The organism is Oceanicaulis sp., assembly GCF_965249665.1.
GTDB lineage: Bacteria > Pseudomonadota > Alphaproteobacteria > Caulobacterales > Maricaulaceae > Oceanicaulis.
On sequence record NZ_OZ252247.1, the window covers coordinates 212,815 to 231,406 of the forward strand.

19 protein-coding genes and 1 riboswitch are annotated in these 18,592 nt (G+C 62.5%); of the genes, 11 read left to right on the forward strand and 8 right to left on the reverse strand.

From position 1 onward, the window contains the following. Window positions 1–46 precede the first annotated feature (46 nt). The 10 genes from ACP154_RS01100 (at window position 47) to ACP154_RS01145 (ending at window position 9,361) form a co-directional block, all read left to right on the forward strand. On the forward strand, window positions 47–619 hold the full coding sequence (locus ACP154_RS01100; protein WP_421857599.1) for a DciA family protein: 573 nt from the start codon (window positions 47–49) through the stop codon (window positions 617–619). A gap of 27 nt (window positions 620–646) precedes the next feature. Continuing rightward, window positions 647–1,354, forward strand: coding sequence for a thioredoxin domain-containing protein (locus ACP154_RS01105; RefSeq protein WP_421861425.1), 708 nt, complete (start codon window positions 647–649; stop codon window positions 1,352–1,354). Between the two features lie 75 nt (window positions 1,355–1,429). Next, window positions 1,430–2,152, forward strand: coding sequence for a thioredoxin domain-containing protein (locus tag ACP154_RS01110; RefSeq protein WP_421857597.1), 723 nt, complete (start codon window positions 1,430–1,432; stop codon window positions 2,150–2,152). A gap of 137 nt (window positions 2,153–2,289) precedes the next feature. Then, window positions 2,290–5,727, forward strand: a complete 3,438-nt coding sequence (smc, locus tag ACP154_RS01115; protein ID WP_421857595.1) for a chromosome segregation protein SMC — start codon at window positions 2,290–2,292, stop codon at window positions 5,725–5,727. A gap of 120 nt (window positions 5,728–5,847) precedes the next feature. Beyond that, complete coding sequence (locus ACP154_RS01120; RefSeq protein WP_421857592.1) at window positions 5,848–6,165, forward strand: AtpZ/AtpI family protein; 318 nt, start codon at window positions 5,848–5,850, stop codon at window positions 6,163–6,165. A 65-nt stretch (window positions 6,166–6,230) separates the two neighbouring features. Beyond that, entirely contained in the window at window positions 6,231–7,007 is a 777-nt protein-coding gene (locus ACP154_RS01125; protein ID WP_107711286.1) for a F0F1 ATP synthase subunit A, read from the forward strand. A gap of 58 nt (window positions 7,008–7,065) precedes the next feature. Next, window positions 7,066–7,293, forward strand: coding sequence for a F0F1 ATP synthase subunit C (locus tag ACP154_RS01130; RefSeq protein ID WP_009803216.1), 228 nt, complete (start codon window positions 7,066–7,068; stop codon window positions 7,291–7,293). Window positions 7,294–7,431: 138 nt separating this feature from the next. Next, window positions 7,432–7,977: a F0F1 ATP synthase subunit B' gene (locus ACP154_RS01135; RefSeq protein ID WP_107711287.1), complete on the forward strand. Its 546-nt coding sequence runs from the start codon at window positions 7,432–7,434 to the stop codon at window positions 7,975–7,977. A gap of 3 nt (window positions 7,978–7,980) precedes the next feature. Next, entirely contained in the window at window positions 7,981–8,475 is a 495-nt protein-coding gene (locus tag ACP154_RS01140; RefSeq protein ID WP_107711288.1) for a F0F1 ATP synthase subunit B, read from the forward strand. A gap of 82 nt (window positions 8,476–8,557) precedes the next feature. Beyond that, window positions 8,558–9,361, forward strand: a complete 804-nt coding sequence (locus ACP154_RS01145; protein WP_107711289.1) for a carbon-nitrogen hydrolase family protein — start codon at window positions 8,558–8,560, stop codon at window positions 9,359–9,361. 26 nt (window positions 9,362–9,387) lie between these two features. Here the strand turns inward: ACP154_RS01145 and ACP154_RS01150 are convergent, their stop codons facing one another. The 8 genes from ACP154_RS01150 to ACP154_RS01185 all read right to left on the reverse strand — a co-directional run bounded on the left by ACP154_RS01150 (window position 9,388) and on the right by ACP154_RS01185 (window position 16,322). Beyond that, on the reverse strand, window positions 9,388–9,855 hold the full coding sequence (locus ACP154_RS01150) for a GNAT family N-acetyltransferase (protein ID WP_421857587.1): 468 nt from the start codon (window positions 9,853–9,855) through the stop codon (window positions 9,388–9,390). A gap of 5 nt (window positions 9,856–9,860) precedes the next feature. Then, the gene (locus ACP154_RS01155) at window positions 9,861–10,184 is read right to left on the reverse strand and encodes a hypothetical protein (protein WP_133723753.1); all 324 of its coding nucleotides are present in this window, start codon (window positions 10,182–10,184) and stop codon (window positions 9,861–9,863) included. A 142-nt stretch (window positions 10,185–10,326) separates the two neighbouring features. Then, the gene (gene gcvPB / locus ACP154_RS01160; RefSeq protein ID WP_421857584.1) at window positions 10,327–11,907 is read right to left on the reverse strand and encodes an aminomethyl-transferring glycine dehydrogenase subunit GcvPB; all 1,581 of its coding nucleotides are present in this window, start codon (window positions 11,905–11,907) and stop codon (window positions 10,327–10,329) included. Window positions 11,908–11,909: 2 nt separating this feature from the next. After that, a complete protein-coding gene (gene gcvPA / locus ACP154_RS01165) occupies window positions 11,910–13,256 on the reverse strand; it encodes an aminomethyl-transferring glycine dehydrogenase subunit GcvPA (protein ID WP_421857581.1) in 1,347 nt (448 codons plus the stop codon). 4 nt (window positions 13,257–13,260) lie between these two features. After that, window positions 13,261–13,908, reverse strand: coding sequence for an FMN-binding negative transcriptional regulator (locus ACP154_RS01170; RefSeq protein WP_421857579.1), 648 nt, complete (start codon window positions 13,906–13,908; stop codon window positions 13,261–13,263). 9 nt (window positions 13,909–13,917) lie between these two features. After that, a complete protein-coding gene (gene gcvH / locus ACP154_RS01175) occupies window positions 13,918–14,283 on the reverse strand; it encodes a glycine cleavage system protein GcvH (RefSeq protein ID WP_107711295.1) in 366 nt (121 codons plus the stop codon). Between the two features lie 33 nt (window positions 14,284–14,316). Next, complete coding sequence (gcvT, locus tag ACP154_RS01180) at window positions 14,317–15,411, reverse strand: glycine cleavage system aminomethyltransferase GcvT (protein ID WP_421857576.1); 1,095 nt, start codon at window positions 15,409–15,411, stop codon at window positions 14,317–14,319. Window positions 15,412–15,584: 173 nt separating this feature from the next. Then, window positions 15,585–15,675, reverse strand: a riboswitch (glycine riboswitch). 323 nt (window positions 15,676–15,998) lie between these two features. Further along, a complete protein-coding gene (locus tag ACP154_RS01185) occupies window positions 15,999–16,322 on the reverse strand; it encodes a UrcA family protein (RefSeq protein ID WP_107711297.1) in 324 nt (107 codons plus the stop codon). A 230-nt stretch (window positions 16,323–16,552) separates the two neighbouring features. Here ACP154_RS01185 and ACP154_RS01190 point away from each other — a divergent pair, with 230 nt between their 5' ends. Continuing rightward, the gene (locus ACP154_RS01190) at window positions 16,553–18,586 is read left to right on the forward strand and encodes a winged helix-turn-helix domain-containing protein (protein WP_421857573.1); all 2,034 of its coding nucleotides are present in this window, start codon (window positions 16,553–16,555) and stop codon (window positions 18,584–18,586) included. Window positions 18,587–18,592 lie beyond the last annotated feature (6 nt).

Here is an 18,592-nt window from a genome sequence, read left to right on the forward strand (position 1 = left end):
TCTCTCATGCTTGCCAGCGGCGGCTGCGGGCGCGATGGTGCGCACCATGAAGCGACCGCCCCGCACGTCAACGCCTAACCGGCATCTCATCGCCCGTCGCACCGGCGATCCGCGCGACGAAGCGGAGGCGACGGAGTGGATGAAAGCCCATCGCGGGCGCGCCGCCATCAAGCCGCCGCCCACCGCCGGCCGCGCCGTGAATGCGCTGATCAAACCGCTGGCGAAACAGTTTTCCGGCCCCACCCGGCACGAGCTTGACGCGCAATGGAGCGAGATTGTCGGCCCGCAGCTGGCCCAGTTCACCCGGCCTGAAAAATACCAGGCCGGCGCCCTGGTGATCCGCGCGCGCGGACCGGCGGCGGCGCTGGTCGAGGCGCAATCGGCGCAAATCCTGGCGCGGGTGGCGACGTATTCGGGCAAGAAACCGCAAAAGCTCAAGATCATCCAGGGGCCGCTCAACCCCGAACCCAAAAAGCCCAAATCCCGGCCTGACCGGATTGTGAAGGTCAAAGCTGAGTCAAAACGGGCGCTGACCCTTGATGAAACGCTGGAAAACTGGCGCAAAGAGATTGAACGCCGTGAAGGCGTGCGCTTGCCGCCTACATCCTCTAGCGACTGATGCGAATTGGAGACGCCTGTGTTGTCCATGACCCGCCGCGGCCTGACCGCGCTCGCCGCCGCCCTGCTCTTCTCCGGGGGCGCAATGGCGCAGAACGCCACCTCCCTCACCGAAGCACAAGCCGGTCAGGTGCGAGACACCGACCATGTAAAGGGTGACGCGGACGCCCCCATCACCTTCATCGAATACGGCTCGGTCGCCTGCGGCCATTGCGCCGATTTTCAGCAGGCTGGGTTCACCGCTGTCCGAGACGCGATTGAGGCGGGCGATGTGCGCTTTGTCTTCCGCGAAGTGATCACCGGCCAGCCCAATATCGCCGTGGCGGGCTTTGCATTGGCCTATTGTGCGCCGGATGAGCAATATTTTGAGGTGATCGACACCCTGTTCGCCAATATGGGATCGATTTTCGCCGCCATGCAGGAGGGGACGGCCCAGACGCGCTATGAAGAGATCGCCGCCGGGTTTGGATTCAGCCCGGAGGATGTCAGCGCCTGCTTCTCCAATGAAGAGGCGATCGCGTCCGTGCAGACCGCCAACCGCATCGCGGCGGAAGACGGTGTGCGCTCCACCCCGTATTTCATCATCAATGGCGACCGGTTGATCGCCGAGCAAGGCGAAGCCGGTTATGTCTACACAGTGAACGGCGCGCCGCTGACGGATTCCGAGGGCGAAATCCCGGCCAATCTTGCGACCGACACCTTCCGCCGCATCATCGCCCTGTATAAAGGCGGCTGAGACCGCTAACCTGCCGCCAACGCAGACCCCGGCGCCCTAAGGGCCCGGCCAGACACACCGATTGGAGTTATGCCCGTGACGACTATCACCCGCCGCGCCCTCACCCTCGCCGCCGCTGTCGCCGGCGCTGTGATGCTGACCGCTTGCTCGGGCGGCGACGCCCCGGATGGGCGCTCCTCTTTTGAACGCGAAGGCGATCGCGCCGTCGGGGCGGCCGATGCGCCGGTCACGATCATCGAATACGCCTCGACGTCTTGCGGGGGCTGCGGCGCGTTTCATGAACAGGGCAAGGCCGCCATTGACGACGGGGTGGAGCGCGGTGATGTGCGCTTTGTCTTCCGCGAAATGATCACCGGTCAGCCCAATCTGGCGCGCGCCGGCTTCATGCTGGCCCGCTGCGCGCCCGAAGATCAGTATCTGGACGTGATCGATTTGTTGTTTGAACAGCAACGCGCTTTGTTCAGCGCCATGCAGCAAGGCAATGCGCAAGGTCAGTTCCAGACCATCGCTCGCACAGCCGGATTCTCGGACGAGGAATTTCGAGCCTGCATGACCAATCAGGAAAACCTTGAAGCCGTGGAAGAGGCCAATATGCAGGCCGTCCGCGACGGCATCACGTCAACGCCCTCTTTTATCGTCAACGGTCAGACGCTTGACATTCAGAGCGGCGCTGAAGGCCAGGTCTACGCCGTCGACGGCGAAATCCTGACCGATGATCAGGGCGAAATCCCCGCTCAGATTGATCGAGACACCTGGGACCGAATCATCGCCCTATTCAAGGCGCGTGCGGAAGGCTAGCCTTCCCGCGCAGACCTTTTGCAGGCGGTCTCCCCTCAGATCGCCTGCGAAGGGTTTGAGCCGAAACAGGTTTCGGCAGGGATGGCGGCGACTGACAGACCGGAAAACCGGCGTCCAGCGCCAGTGGAGGTCTGAGGTTGAAGTTCACCCAGCTGCGCCTGGCCGGCTTCAAATCGTTTGTTGACCCGACCGAGCTGCGGATCGACGCCGGGCTGACCGGTATTATCGGTCCCAATGGCTGCGGCAAGTCCAACCTGCTTGAAGCCCTGCGCTGGGTGATGGGCGCCACATCGGCGAAATCTCTGCGCGGCGGCGGTATGGAAGATGTGATCTTCTCCGGCACCGACAGCCGCCCCGCCCGCAACCACGCTGAAGTCACCCTGGTCGTCGACAATTCCGACCGGCGCGCCCCCGCTCGCTTTAACGAGCATGACACGCTGGAGGTCGTTCGGCGGATCACGCGGGGAAAGGGCTCGGGCTATACGATCAATGACGAGGACGTCCGCGCGAAGGACGTCCAGCTTCTGTTCGCCGACGCCGGTACAGGCGCAAACTCGCCCGCCCTGGTCCGGCAAGGTCAGATCAGCGAGCTGATCAACGCCAAACCCGAAAACCGCCGCCGCGTGCTCGAAGAAGCCGCAGGTGTCGCCGGTCTCCGCGCCCGTCGCCGTGAAGCGCAACTCAAGCTGAACGCCGCCGAAACCAATCTCGACCGTCTGCTGGAGATCGTCGAGGATCTCGACAGCCGCCATTCTGCGCTTCAGCGTCAGGCCAAGCAGGCAGGCCGCTATCGCGACCTGTCCCAGACCATCCGCAATTTTGAAGCGCTCTTGTGGATGCGGCGCTGGAAAGAAGCAGGCGAAGCGGTCGAAACCGCACGCGCTCGCCTGAAAGACACCGACGCCGAGGCCGAGTTGGCCTTGCGTGCATCTGCGGGCGCGATGGTGGAAGCTGAAAAAGCGCAAAGCGCGGTTCAGCCCCTGCGCGAGGCTGAGGCCGAAGCCGCAGCAGCCTTGCGTCATACCGAACGCGCGCGTGACCAGCTGGACCGTGATATCGAGGCCGCCCGTGCCGCCATTGAGCGTAACCAGGCGCGCCTTGTGGAACTGAGACAGACCCAGAGCCGCGAAGCCGAGCTGCTGGATGAAGCGCGCACCGCCCGCGAGCGCCTTCACGGCCAGCTCAAACAGGCGCGCGACCAGGCCGCCCATGACGCGGACGCCCAGACCCGCGCCGAAGCGGTGCTGAATGATGCGGACAAGGACCGCGCCAAGGCGGAACACGCGCTCGACGCCGCCGCCAGCACGGTCGCCCAGATCAAAGCCAAGCGTGACGGCGCTCAGCGCGAGCTGGACCAGGCGGAACGCCAGGTCCGGACGCTGGAAGCTGAAGCGGATAACGCCAAAGCCACGCTTGACCGGTTTGATGAGGCGGTGGGTCCTGATCTTGAGGGCCTTCAGGGCGCTGTGGATCACGCGATCGGCGACGTGGAAGCCTTGGCCGACCAGATCACCGAGCTTGAAGCGCAGGCGGAGTCAGCGCGCGAAAGCGCCCAGATCGCGCGCGAAAAGGTGCAGCTGGCCCAGGCTGATGCGCGAGCGCTTGAGCGCGAAATTACAGGACTTGAGCGCCTTCTGGACACAACAGACGCTGAAGACCGGGCGCTCAATCAGGTGCGCGCAGCGGCGGGCTATGAACAAGCGCTGGCGGCTGCGCTCGGCGACGATCTGGAAGCGAGCCTGAGCGCCAGCGCCGCCCGGCGTTGGCAAGGCGCGGATATTGACCCGTCCGCCCTGCCTGAAGGCGCATCGCCCTTGCTTGATCATGTGGAGGCCCCCGCAGCCTTGCAGCCGCGCCTGAAAGCCGTGGGCGTCGTTGAACCTCAAGCGCTGGATGTGATGGCGGCTCGGCTGTCGCCCGGACAAAGGCTGGTGACGCTGGAGGGCGCCCTGCGCCGCTGGGACGGCTTCGCCAGCGAGGCGGGTGCGCCGTCCGCCGCTGCTGTCCGTCTGGAAACCCGCAACCGGCTCTCTGAACTGACGCCCCAGCTTGAGACCGCGCGCCGGGGCGCTGAACGCTCTCAAACCCTCGCTGAAGAGGCGCAGCAAGCCCGTCTGAACGCGGATGCAGCCTTGAACGCGGCGCGCACCACCCTCAAACAGGCTGAAAACCAGCGCCGGGACGCCGAGCAGGCTCTGTCCGCCGCCCGCGCCCAGGCGGCGCGCGCCGAAGCGCGGCGCGCCGGCCTGGTAGAATCGGTCGGGCGCGCGCAAAGCCGACTTGAAACCGCCCGTAAGCTGCATCTCACAGCCCAGCACGCCCAGGCCGAGAGTGCGCAGGTGGATGACGGCCAAGAGGCGCTAACCGCAGCTCGCGCGCGCGCTGATCGCGCCCGCGGCAAAGCCGCCGATGCCCGCGCGGCGCTCGAATCAGTGAAACGCGAAGCGCAAGGGCGTCGGCACCGCATCGCCTCTCTGGAGCGGGAAGCCGCCGACTGGGATCGTCGCCATACCCGGTCGTCTGACCAGGTCGAGGCGCTGAAAACCCAGATCGCCGACACAGAAGCCGCGCTTGAAACCGCCTCCAGCCAACCTGAAACGCTGGAAGGCCAGCGCGACGCCATTCTGGAGGCGTTGACTGAAGCGGAATCAAAAGCCGCAACCGCGCGCGACGCGGTTCTGAACGCCGAATCATTACAGCGCGAAGCCGACGCCGCCTTACGGGAGGCGGAAAAGATCAGCGCGAACGCCCGTGAAGCCCGCGCCGCCGCCGCCGCCCGTCTGACCGCCGCCGAAGAACGACTGACCGAAACCGTAGAGCGCCTTGAAGACGCCACCGGCGAAGCACCAGCCGTACTGGAGCGTCGCGCGTCGGGCAGTGAATTTGCAGAGCTGTCGTCTGATGAGCTGGAGCGGCGCCTGGATGAGGCCCGGCTGACGCGCGAGCGTCTGGGCGCGGTCAATTTGCGCGCGGATGAAGAAGCGCGCGAGCTGGATGCTGAACGCACGCGTCTGTCCAGGGAACGCGACGATTTGCTGGAAGCGGTCGCGCGTCTGCGTAAAGCGGTCGACACCCTGTCGCGCGAAGGCCGGGCGCGGTTACTGGACGCCTTTGAAGTGGTCGACGGGCATTTCCGCACGCTCTTTGAGACCCTGTTCGGCGGCGGCGCGGCGGAGCTGCGACTGACAGAGAACGATGATCCTTTGGAAGCCGGGCTTGAGATTTTCGCCTGCCCGCCCGGCAAGAAAATGGAGACGATGAGCCTGATGAGCGGCGGCGAGCAGGCGCTGACCGCCACCGCGCTGATCTTTGCCGTTTTCCTGGTGAGCCCGGCGCCCGTCTGCGTGCTCGATGAGGTGGATGCGCCGCTCGACGACGCCAATGTGGATCGCTATTGCGCCATGCTCGAACAGATGCGGACCATGACCGAAACGCGCTTTCTGGTCATCACCCACAATGCGGTGACCATGAGCCGGATGAACCGTCTGTTCGGCGTCACCATGGGCGAAAGGGGCGTCTCACAGCTCGTCTCGGTCAATCTGAGCTCGGCTGAAGAGATGCTGGCTGCGGAATAATAGCGAAGCCTCTTAAAAATCAGCGCGTTAACTTGTCCGCAACCTTGCTTGACAGGGTCTGGGACCGCTTATAGGGTGCGCGCGCCTGCCGGGACTACCTTCTGGCAGCCGTCTGTCATCATGGCTCATCGAGACGAACCGAACCAGAACGCACCCGATCCCCACGACTTTGAGCAGCGTTTGAACGCGAAGCTTGAGGCGCGTCGGGTGAAGGAAGCTGAGACCAAAGCCTCCGGCTGGGGTCAGGGCGTTCGCTACGGAACGGAGTTCGCAGGAGGGGTTCTCGTGGGGGCTGGTCTGGGTTATTTGACCGATCAGTTCTTCAACTGGACCCCTTGGGGCCTGCTGACAGGTGTAATATTGGGTTTCGCAGCGGGCACTTTAAATGTAGTTCGCGCTGCGCAGAGCATGAACCAGAGCGACGACGCCTCGTCCTGAGGCCTCCGGCGCACGGGTTTGAAGTTAGAAACGCGGCGCGCGCGCCGTAGCACAAGGGGCCGGGTGTGGCTGACGCGACGAACCCGATCAAACAGTTCGAGATCCATTCAATCGCCGATTTCTCCATCGGTGGCTGGAATCTCTCATTCACGAACTCCAGCTACTTCATGGTTGTGTCCGTGGTGATGGTGGCCGGGCTTTTGTCTTTGGCCATGTCAAAGCGCGCACTGGTGCCGGGCCGGTCTCAATCGGTCGCCGAGCTGCTCTATGAATTCGTGGCCGGGATGATCCGCTCCACGGCGGGCGATGCGGGCCTGAAATTCTTCCCCTTCGTGTTCACCCTGTTCGCCTTCATCCTGATGGGCAACATGCTGGGCATGCTGCCTTACTTCCCGGCTCCGGGCTTCCACGGCTTCACCTTCACCTCCCACATCATCGTCACCTTCGCGCTGGCGCTCGTGGTGATGGCGATCGTGATCGGCTATGGCGTCTTCAAGCACGGCCTGAAATTCTTCTCGCTGTTCTTCCCCTCCGGCGTGCCGTGGCCGCTTTACATTCTTCTGACCCCGATCGAGATCATCTCGTTCCTGTCGCGTCCGGTGACTCTCGGGGTTCGTCTGTTCGCCAACATGCTGGCTGGACACATTCTGCTGAAAGTGTTCGCCGGCTTTATCATCATGCTGGGATCTGTGGGTGCGCTGGGCATTCTTGGCGCTGTCGCTCCGCTGATCATGGTCGTGGCGTTGACCGCGTTGGAATTCCTGGTGGCGTTCCTCCAGGCCTATGTGTTCGCCGTTCTGACCTGCATCTACCTTTCGGACGCATTGCACCCTGGTCACTAGGGCGTTCGACAAGACCTTACCTATCCATCCGCACCGACCACCTACGAGGAGTATCAACATGGAAGCGGAAGCCGCGAAATACATTGGCGCTGGCCTGGCCACCTTCGGCATGCTGGGCGCCGCTCTGGGCGTGGGCAACATCTTCTCCAGCTTCCTGGCTGGCGCCCTGCGCAACCCGTCCGCCGCGCAAGGCCAGTTCGGTAACCTGATCTTTGGCTTCGCCGTGACTGAAGCGCTGGGCATCTTCTCGCTGCTCATCGCGCTGCTGCTGCTGTTCGTGGTCTAAGACCACAGACCAAGCAGTCCTCGTTCCGGCCGGAAGGCGCACGATACATCGTTGCGTCATTCCGGCTTGGAGCGTTTTACAGGCTACGAGCTTACGGTAAGCTCGGGCTAGTTTAGCCTTTGCGCAAGGGAGGCCGCCGTGCTGGCGCCGGAGTCCCAATCTGAATACGCCGAAGGCGCCGGAGCCGCAGCGGAAGCCGCGTTCCCGCCCTTCGACCCGACCTATTTCGCATCGCAGCTGTTCTGGCTGGCGATCAGCTTTTTCGTCCTGTACGTCCTGCTGAGCCGCTTTGTCCTGCCCCGTATCGGCGGGGCGATTGAAGAACGCCGCGATCGCATTGCTGACGATCTCGACACCGCCGCGCAGCTTAAAGCGCAGGCTGACGAGACCGTTCGCGCCTATGAAAAATCCCTGGCGGACGCTCGCGCCAAGGCGCATGCAGTGGCGGCCGAGGCGAAAGCCTCCGCTGACGCTGAAGTCGCTGACGCCATTCGCAAGGCGGACGCTGAGCTGGACGCCAAGCTTGATGAGTCCGAGACCCGCATTCGCGCCTCTCGCGACGCGGCTCTTGGCGAAGTGCGCTCCATTGCGGCCGGGGCCGCTGCGGTCGCCGTCGAACACCTGGCCGGCCTTGAGGTGTCTGAAGACGACGCCGCCAAAGCCGTCGCAGCGGTGAAGGAGTAAGTGATGAACTACCTCCTGTCTGACACCAGCTTCTGGGCGTTTGTCGGCCTGATCCTGTTCTTCGTCGTGATCATCTTTGTGGGCGCGCCGAAAATGATCGGCAAAGCGCTCGATGACCGCGCCGATCTGATCCGCAAGGAACTCGATGAAGCGCGTCGCCTGCGTGAAGAAGCGCAGGAGCTGATGGCCACCTATGAGCGCAAGCAGACGGAAGCTGCGGCTGAAGCTGAAGCGATCATCAAGCAGGCCAAGGCGGAAGCGGACTATCTGCGCGACAACGCCAAGACCGAGATCGCCCAGCGCGTCGAGCGCCGCACCGCCATGGCGGAACAGCGCATCGCTCAGGCTGAAGCCCAGGCCGCCAAGGAAGTCAAAGCCCTGGCCGCCGATCTGGCGATCGAGGCCGCGCAGCAGCTCCTCTCCAAGAAGCTGACCAAGACCCAGCGCAACGCTCTTCTGAAAGCCGATACGGCCGCTCTTAAGGACCAGCTGAACTAGTCAGCCTCGGCAGATCGAATGACAAAAGCCCGCGAGGATCTCGCGGGCTTTTTTGTGTCTGATGATCCGCTAGGATCACGACATGTCCCAGCTGTCTTGCGCGATCATTCAACTCAACACCGGTTTCGACCTTGAAGCCACGGTCAAGCGCCTCAGGGATATGATGGAGCGCCTGCCTGAAGGCGGTCTCGCCGTCGCACCCGAGGGGACTTTGTCAGGCTATGTCAACGCACCAAGCTTGATCAAACGCCTGAACTCTGAAGCGACGCAATGCGCCTTAGAGAACACTCAACGGATTGTAGATCGAACGGGCGTCTCTCTGGTCGTAGGGGCTTGCGTGCAAGACGAGGGTCACTGGCGTAATCGCAGTTTTCTCCTTCAGCCGAACAAGCCCTCTCAGCATTACGACAAAGTCAATCTGGCGGTCAGCGAGCAAGGCATTTTCAAGTCCGGTGAAGCCTTGCCCGTATTTGACGTACAGACAAGGGCTGGAGCCATACGGCTTGGCATCCAGATGTGTCGGGAAATCCGCTATCCAGAACAATGGCGTATACTGGCCACGAAAGGCGCCCAGATTATCGCCTATCCCAATAACGCCATTGATAGCTCGACGGGAGACGCCGTCTGGCGGGCACATTTGATCAGCCGCGCGGCGGAGACCCAACGCTTCGTACTGGGTGCCAATGCGGCTTCAGATACACAACTCTGCCCCTCAGCGATCCTCTCGCCGAAAGGGGGTGTAATAGCGCAGACGCACCCTGAGGAGATCGGCGTGGCCACGGCCTCGATTAATCTCAGCGAGGTTTCAAACTGGGTGATCGATCAGGCCCGCACTGATCTGATAACAGGTATGATGAAAGTGGAACCTGGTTCAGGGTCAGGCTGACTAGTGGACGCGGTCAGGACTTGGCGTCAGCCGCGTTCAAACCCCAAGGCTTCGTAGAAGGCGATAGCGCCCAGATTGCCCGGTACGACCTTGAGGCTGACCTGTTTGATCCCCCTCGCCCGCAATCGCACGCTGATCTCGGCCAGTAACGCTGCACCCACGCCCTGTGCGCGCCAGGCGTCATCAACTGCCAGATCCTTGATGAATCCGGTTGACCACGCCTGTATGACGCCCACGAGCGCTTCGGAGCGTGCGTCGCGCGCCTGCAGGCAAAGGTCAGGATCAAATTCTGCGTCGCTCTGGATCGACTGACGCCAGTCGTCCGCGTCCAGACGCTCCCCCTCGCCGCCGCGATAGGCATGATTGAGCAAGGCTCTGGCGGCGTTGGTTTCGGTATCAAAATCGAGAGGCCGTATGACGAGGTCAGGCGCGGCCTTGGGGGACACTGGAAAATCGTCTAGCGACCTCACCAGCCGCAAGCCGGTAAAGCCCATCGGTTCTAATCCTTGTGGAACCGATCGAAGATGTGCTTGACCCGTTCCCACACGCCCGGATGGCGTTTCAGCCAGTCGGTGATGAAGGCATGCGCGCGCTTTGACGTCATCGCCAACAGGATCAAACCAATGATCGCCAGCGGCAGACCAAGCGGAATGGGCAGGAAAAACAGCGGGATGGAAATCGCCAGCAAGAAGATGGCCAAGGCGACCGCAATGGCTCTCAGCACAACCAGCAGCACGCTGGTCACACCATTGACGCCGTTCCGCGCCCAGCCATTCGGAGTGTCGTTCATCGCCACCTTGGGTTTTACCTTGTCGTTTTCCACGCTCAATCCATACCTCGTACGCTAATGTCGAGGCGGCCGCCATCCGGTTCAACCCATACCGGATGGCGACCCTCATATTCTTGCAGCTGGACGTGACGATTTCAGGGCAGTGTGGCGCAATGCCCTCATATCGCCGTCCCCTTTACTCCGCCGCTTGCGCGTCTGGAGAGGGCGGCGTCCAGCGCAGGACGGGCTGACGAGCCGCCCGGGTTTCATCTAGGCGCTTGGCGGGCGCAAACCGCGGCGCGGCGGTGAAACGCTCGGTTTCCCCCGCCTTGGCGGCGCCGGCCAGCGCTTCCAGCGTGTCGCAGAACCGGTCCACGCTCGCCTTGGATTCAGACTCGGTGGGCTCAATCAGCATGGCGCCATGCACGACCAGCGGGAAATACATGGTCATGGGGTGATAGCCCTCATCGATCATGGCTTTCGCAAAGTCGAGCGTGGTGACGCCAGTGTCTTTCAGGAAGCGATCGTCAAACAGCGCTTCGTGCATGCACAGACCGTCATAGGACGGCGTCATGACGTTCTTGAGACGCGCCAGCACGTAGTTGGCGTTCAGCACCGCATCCTCGCTGGCCATTTTCAGGCCATCTGCGCCATGGCTGAGGATATAGCTCATGGCGCGGGTGAACATGCCCATCTGGCCATGGAAGGCGACCATGCGGCCGAACGGGTCTGCGCCCTGGGCCTTGGCGTCTTCTTCGTCCTCGACCATGCGCCAGCCATCGCCATCCTTGATGACGAAGGGCAGCGGCGCGAATTTCGCCAGCGCTTCAGACAAAACGGTCGGACCGGACCCCGGACCGCCGCCGCCATGGGGCGTGGAATAGGTCTTGTGCAGGTTGAAGTGCATGGCGTCGACGCCCAGATCGCCCGGGCGCACCCGGCCAGAAATGGCGTTGAAGTTCGCGCCGTCACAATAGAAATAGCCGCCCGCCTCATGCATCAGGTCGGCGATCTCGCGAATATCGCTTTCAAACAGGCCACACGTATTGGGATTGGTCAGCATGATCGCCGCCACATCATCCCCGAGCTTGGCCTTGAACGCCTCCATGTCCACGCGGCCGGTCGCATTGGCCGGGATCTCGTCCACGTGAAAGCCGCACTGCACAGCCGTGGCCGGATTGGTGCCGTGTGCGCTCTCAGGCACCAGCACGCGCCGGCGATGGCTTTCGCCGCGCGCGTCCAGCGCCGCGCGGATCGCCATCATGCCGCACAGCTCGCCATGGGCGCCCGCTTTCGGGCTCATCGCGACGGTGGGCATGTTGGTCAGCGTCATCAGCCAATGGGCGAGATCACCAATCAGCTCGAACGCGCCTTGCACGGTGGATTGCGGCTGCAGCGGGTGAATGTCGGAGAACCCCGGAAGGCGGGCCAGCTTCTCGTTCAGACGCGGATTGTGCTTCATCGTGCACGAACCCAGCGGATAGAGCCCGATATCGATGGCGTAATTCTTCCGGCTCAGGCGCACATAATGGCGCATGGCTTCAGGCTCGGAGAGGCCCGGAAGCCCCAGATCGTCCTTGCGCTCCAGCGCGCCCAGACGCGACGGCTTGCCCTTGGGCGTCTCGAAATCGACGCCGGTCTTGTCATAGGTTTGCCGCTCGAAGATCAGCGGTTCGGCCTGATCGAGCCCTTTGGAGCCTGAGAACGTGTCGTCATACGCGCCTGGATCAGGCGTGTGCAGCGGACGGGAGGGACGGCCTTGAGTATTCATCGCCATGATTACAGCACCTCTTTCAGAGCCGCTTCGAATGCGTCGAGATCGCTATCGGTGTTGGTTTCAGTGGCTGCGACGATCAGCAGATCGTCATAGCCTTTGCCCGGATAGAGCCGGCTGGCGGGCACTCCGCCCAGCACGCCCTTCTCCGCCAGCGCTTCCACAACCTCGGCTGCGTTTTTGGGCAGGCGGAGGGTGAACTCGTTGAAGAAGGCGTCCGTGACCAGCTCCACGCCGGACATCGCGCTCAACCGATCGGCCAGCTCACACGCTTTCTCATGGCTGAGCTGCGCCATGGTGCGAAGCCCGGTATCGCCCAGAAGCGACATATGGATCGTCCAGGCCAGGGTCATCAGGCCGGAATTGGTGCAGATGTTCGACGTCGCCTTGTCGCGGCGGATATGCTGTTCGCGCGTGGACAGCGTCAGCACATAGCCCCGGCGTCCGTCCGCATCCACGGTTTCCCCCGCCAGACGGCCGGGCAGGTTGCGGATGAAATTGCGATCGCCGCGGCAGGCGAACAGGCCCACATGCGGGCCGCCGAACTGCAGGCCGACGCCAATGGACTGGCCTTCGCCGACCACGATGTCCGCGCCCATGGCGCCGGGCGTTTTCATCAGGCCCAGCGACACGGCTTCGGTGAACACCGCAATCAGCAGCGCGCCCTTTTCATGAGCCGCCTTGGCGATGGGCTCAAGATCATGGACCTGGCCGAACACGTCGGGGTTCTGCACCACCACGCACGCCACATCATCGGTAATATCGGCGGCGATATCATCGAGCCCGCCGGGCTTGGCCGCATCATCGCGGATCTCGATATCCATATACTTGGCCAGCGTATGGGTCGCAGCCGCATAGTGAGGATGCAGATTGCCGCTGAGGATCGCCTTGGAGCGCTTGGTGATCCGGCAGGCCATCAGCACCGCTTCGCCGCACGCGGTCGAGCCGTCATACATGGAGGCGTTCGCCACCTCCATGCCCGTCAGAAGCGCAACCTGGGTCTGGAACTCAAACAGGGTCTGCAGCGTGCCCTGGCTGATTTCGGGCTGATACGGCGTGTAGCTGGTGAGATATTCAGAGCGTTGGATCAGATGATCGACGCTGGCGGGAATATGGTGCTTGTACGCGCCTGCGCCGACAAAGAACGGCGCTTCGGAGGCCGCGATATTCTTGCGCGACATCTTTGTCAGAAGGCGCTCGACCTCCATCTCGCTCTTGTGGAGCGGCAGATCGACCGGCCCGTCCAGGCGCACCTTCTGGGGCACGTCTTCAAACAGGGCGTCGACAGAATCCACACCGATCGTCTCGAGCATTGTCGCCCGGTCTTCATCGGTCAGGGGCAGGTATCGCATGGCGTTAGCCTCTATCCAGTGTCTTCATCCGAGCGGCCAGGGCGGCCGCGCCCGGCTCCTGACGCGCTTCAAGCGCGCTCAGTACGCCGCCAAAATCCATCTCAGCCTTGTCCTGACTGAGCTTTTCCGTGCCTTCAAAGCGCGTCACATCCAGTCTCAGCCCGATGATCGCCGCTTCCAGCCGATCCAGATACGCCGCATCCGCTTCGCCCAGAGACCAAGGCTTCGCCTCGCCTGCCTCGAACACCTCTGTCTGACGCTCCAGAATGGCGCGGGTCTGAGAGGGAGCTTTCAGCCTTAACGTCCCCTCCGCCTCCACGGCGATATAGTTCCAAGTCGGCACCGCCCGGCCATCACTGGCCTTTGACGGGTATGCGTTTGGAGAAACATAGGCGTCCGGTCCGCAAAACACAGCCTGGCCTGGCGCGGCTTCAGTGCGTCCTGACAGAGACTGCGCCAGGACATTGGACCGCGCGATATGCCCTTCAAAGGCGATCAGCTCGCCCCCCTCACCGCTGACCGGGATCAGAGGCAACTGCGCTGTCCAAAGGCGTCCGCCGTCCCAGACCGTCAGAACCGAGAAGGGATAAGCGCGAACATAGTCCAGCGCCCGGTCCTGCGTTGCGATCTTGAAAGCCTGAGCCGGGTGCATCCGCCGTCCTTAACTGATGTGTTCGGCGTAGGCCGCGTCATCCATCATGGCGTCCAGCTGGGCTTTGTCAGACAGCTTGAGCTTCACAAACCAGCCTTCACCGTCCGGCGCTTCATTGACCTTGGCGGGCTCGCCCTCCAGCACGTCGTTGACGGCGATGACCTCGCCCGACACCGGCGCATAGACTTCGGATGCGGCTTTCACGCTCTCCACCACGGCCAGTTCATCGCCGGCGGACACGGTCTTCCCCACTTCGGGCAGCTCGACAAACACCACATCGCCCAGCTGTTCAGCAGCGTAAGCGGTGATGCCCACCACGCCCTCTTCGCCGTCAACGCGGATCCATTCATGGTCTTTGGTAAATCGGGTGCTCATCAGACGTCTCCTCCAGAGCGAAATCGTGCGGGATCAACCGCGATAAAAACGATGCGGCGCGAAGGGCGTTTTCACCACTTCGGCCGGGCGCGCCTTGCCGCGCACCATCAAATCAACCTGTGTGCCGGGCGCCGACAGATCGGTGCGCACAAAACCCATGGCGATGGGCGCGCCGACGGTCGGGCCAAACCCGCCCGAGGTCACCACGCCGACAATCTCGCCATTGACAGCGATCTCGGTGCCTTCGCGCGCCGGGGCGCGATCTTTCAGCGCCAGGCCCACGCGTTTTTTGGCGGGTTTATCGGCGATATCCTTGAGAATACGCGCGGCGCCAGGAAAGTCAGCGCGTTCGCGCCGCGACTTGGCGACCGCCCAAATCAGGCCCGCCTCGATGGGCGAGGTGGTCTCATCCATGTCATGGCCGTAAAGGCATAGGCCCGCTTCCAGACGCAGGGAATCACGCGCGCCCAGGCCAATGGGCTTCACGCGCTCATCACTGAGGAGCTTGCGGGCGAAATCGCTGGCGTGTTCGTTGGCGACGGAGATTTCAAACCCGTCTTCGCCCGTATAACCCGAGCGTGAGATCATCAGGCGCAGACCGTCTATTTCAAACCAGCCCGCCTGCATGAAGACCAGTTTTGCGGCGTCCGGGCACAGATCCGCCATCACGGCGCCGGCCTGCGGCCCCTGCAGCGCCAGAAGCGCGCGGCCATCTAGCTCAACGAGCTCGGCGACGCCTTTGGTCGCGTCGATGATGTAGTCAAAATCAGAGCGTTTGCACGCGGCGTTCACCACCAGAAACAGCCCTTCGCCATCCGGGCGAGAGACCATCAGGTCATCCTTCACGCCGCCTTCAGCGTTCAGAAGCAGCGTGTATTTCTGCTCGCCCGGTTGCAGGGCGGAGAGGTCGGCGGTGATCAGCGCTTCGAGCGCGGCCTCGTCACCGATCAGGCGCGCCTGACCCATGTGAGAGACGTCAAACAGGCCCGCCGCTTCGCGCGTATGATTATGCTCGGCCATGACACCGTCATATTGGACCGGCATCTCATAGCCCGCGAACGGCACCATTTTGGCGCCCAGTTCGATGTGAAGATCATAAAGCGGCGTGCGGTTGAGCGTGTCGGTCATGTCTGGCCTCAAGCATGCGGGTTGCGGGCGTCGCGCGGCTCATGCCGGCTCCGAATCGCCCCCGCTGTCTTGAAGACCTGAGAGATTCCCGCGTCGCGCCAGGGCAGGCAGGCGCGCGCATTGCTCCTTCGGTGGGACGCCTGGTGCTCAGCGCCCGCTTTCCAGCGTTAGGTCTTAGGCTTGCGGTCCGTTAGCCTGAGCGTTTCCGGGGCGGTTGCGCCTTCGGCGCCGGCGTCTTCGGCCGGTCTCTCCCGCAAGTGACCTCATGTATCCCCGCTGCAGCGCGCCTCCCGGCGGGTCTGCACCGACGCGCAAACCTAGCGTTTGACGAAAATGAGTCAATCACGATTGCGCGCTGCAGCATGGCATGGGCTCGGGCGGCTGCATATGAAACGGCCCGCCATGGGGCGGGCCGCAATTCATGGTTTGGCTTGACCTTACGTCTTTCCAATCGGGGGCAGACAGGCCCTGCAGGAGCCGAAAGTGGGCCACACCTCCTCTGACCTAAGGGCGGGTCTTTGAAGAGAGGAGCTGCGGCCCACGCAACGCGTCGCGGGGAGACCGGACGCGCTGAAAGCGCGTCTGGACTAGGTCCGTTCGATCACGTGCTGACGACGCATCCGCTCCTGATGCAGGGCGAAAACGCGCGGATCATTCATTTGCTCAAGCGCCTGAGCCGTAGTGCGCATCTGGCAATCGCGGGCGATCCGGACAGCCAGAAGCCCGCGAGCGTCGTGCGCATTACAGTAGCGCTCGACCTGATTTGCGAGCCGGTCCAGAACCATTTCGCGGCCTTCCGGCGAAGACAGCATCCAACGATCATAGTCAAAGTTGAAGGTCTGGGCGTGAGAGGCGGCCGAGAACGCGCAAGCAGCGGCGGCGGCGGCGACAAGCGTTTTAAGTGCGGTCATTTTGATCTCTCCTAAGATGAAGACCTGAACGGAGCCAGCGGATGGCCGGGCTAACGACAGACAGATTGCGCCGAGCCCGAACCCAAATCCTGAGCCGTTTCTGAGCCATTCATGAAAAAGAATAGGAGGCTGTTTTAATTGAATATTTTTTGATTTTCTGAAGCGGAATACGGGTGCAATAGCGTAAAGATCCGGTACAATCACACCAGGCTTGTCAGAGGGGGCCGACGGTGAACGAGACTTCAGACACGGATTTGACCAGCAGCGATCCGAACTCCGGCGTGCTTCTGGCAGGCGATGGACGTCTGCGTCTTGATCCTGTGCGCATGGAGGTCGAGCTTGAGGGCGAGAGGCTCGAGCTCGGCGGTCGCAGTTTCACCCTGCTTCACACGCTCATGCGCCATCCCATGCAGCTCCTGTCCAAGGACAAACTGATCGAATTGGTCTGGGAGGGCCGCGCAGTTTCAGACGCGGTGCTCACGACGGCTGTCCGCGATTTGAGGCTGGCGCTGGACGACAACGCAAAACGCCCGCTCTGGATCAAAACCGAACATGGGCGGGGCTATCGCTTTATCTCAGATGTGCTGACAGACGTCCCACAGGATGTCGGGTCAACTCTACCTCGCACGAGCAGCGCACACCTGAGAGCGCCAAACCCAGACGCGGCCAGCGCGGAGACGGATCCGCCCGTTTATGACCGACCGCACTGGCGGTTCCAGACAGCAGTGCTCCCCGTTTTGGGACTGATCGGCCTCGGCCTTGTAATCCTCGTGTCAACGATGCTCCTGGTGAGCGAGCGCGAGCCGACGGCACTCGCGGCCAACCGCTCGGTAGCGGTGCTCGAGTTTGAAAACCTGAGCGCAGAAGATGACACAGCCTGGTTCGCAGACGCCTTGTCAGAAGAACTGACCGGCGCCCTGACCCGAGTTTCAGACCTGCGTGTCGCCTCAAGGCGTGCGACGATTTCTGCGACCCAGGACAGCGAAGACCTGCAAGACATCGCCCATCATCTGGGTGTAGCGAACATTCTGGAAGGCACAGTGCGCATTGCAGGCGATCAGGTCCGCGTCACGGTCTCGCTTGTCAGCGCGGATGACGGAGCCCGGGTCTGGTCCCAGAGCTATGACCGCGACTTCAATCATCTACTCAGCCTTCAGTCTGATATCGCGACAGCCGTGGCGAACACGCTCGATACGGCGCTTGATCCCGATACGCTGGTGCGCATGGCCTCAGTGGGGACGGAATCCATCGCCGCCTACGAAGCGTATATGCGCGGGAAGGCCCTTATGGCGGAGTTCTGGCAGACCGGGCGCTCTGAGTCCTGGGCCCGGGCGCAGCCTTTGCTCGACCGGGCGCGGTCCATCGATCCGGACTTCGCTCAGGCCCATGCAGCCTCTGCGCTCGTGTTCAAATATTCCAATACACCGTCTCTGGTGATGCGCGAAGACGCCCTGAGCGGAGAGGCTTACAGACAGGAATATGCGGCGCGTATGGATGCCGCCATCGCAGCCGCTCGCGACCCGATTGAAGCGGCGTCCTATCGGGCATCGCGAGATCTTGAATTGTTTGAACTGGATGCTGCGCGAGAGGCGCTTGATACCTATCTGACAGAACGCCCGTACGATATTGACGCCAACTTCCAGCACAGCAACACGCTTGTGATGCTGGGCCGACACGAAGAAGCGCAACAGGTCATACGACGACTGGCACAGATTATCCCAGTTGAAGATGCGCAAAACCGAAGCCTGCTGATCCAGCATGCTCGCAAATCGCGTGACTTCGAATTTGCGGCGACCCTTGCGCGCGAAACCCTGGCCAACCACCCCTTCTTTGGCGTCGCTTTGGTGGAGGCCCATTGGGCGTTCCTTTATGTCGACGCGGTCGATGAGGCGCGGGAAGTCGCGGCTCGGCTTGAAACCAGCCAGGTTGGCCGGATCGCCCAGATGGGCATACGGCTCAATCAGCTCTGCGCGGATGGAAATCGTGAGGACGCCCTCCCGATCGCCGCGGAAATGACGAACCATCCCCGCTCATTCATCATAGCTTGGCACGCTTACCGCGCCTTGGGCGATGACGACGCCGCCTATGACCGCTTGCTTGAACTCGACGCCCCCGGTTCGCCGCCAGCGAGATTGCGCACCCTGTTATTGAACGATCCGTCTTTTGACCCGGCGCGCTTTGAGCACCTGTCCGCAGCTCTGGTGGAGGCTGGCGGACGACTGACGCAACCCTCACCGCCCGCTGTACGATGCCCGCCGGCCTGACGTGCT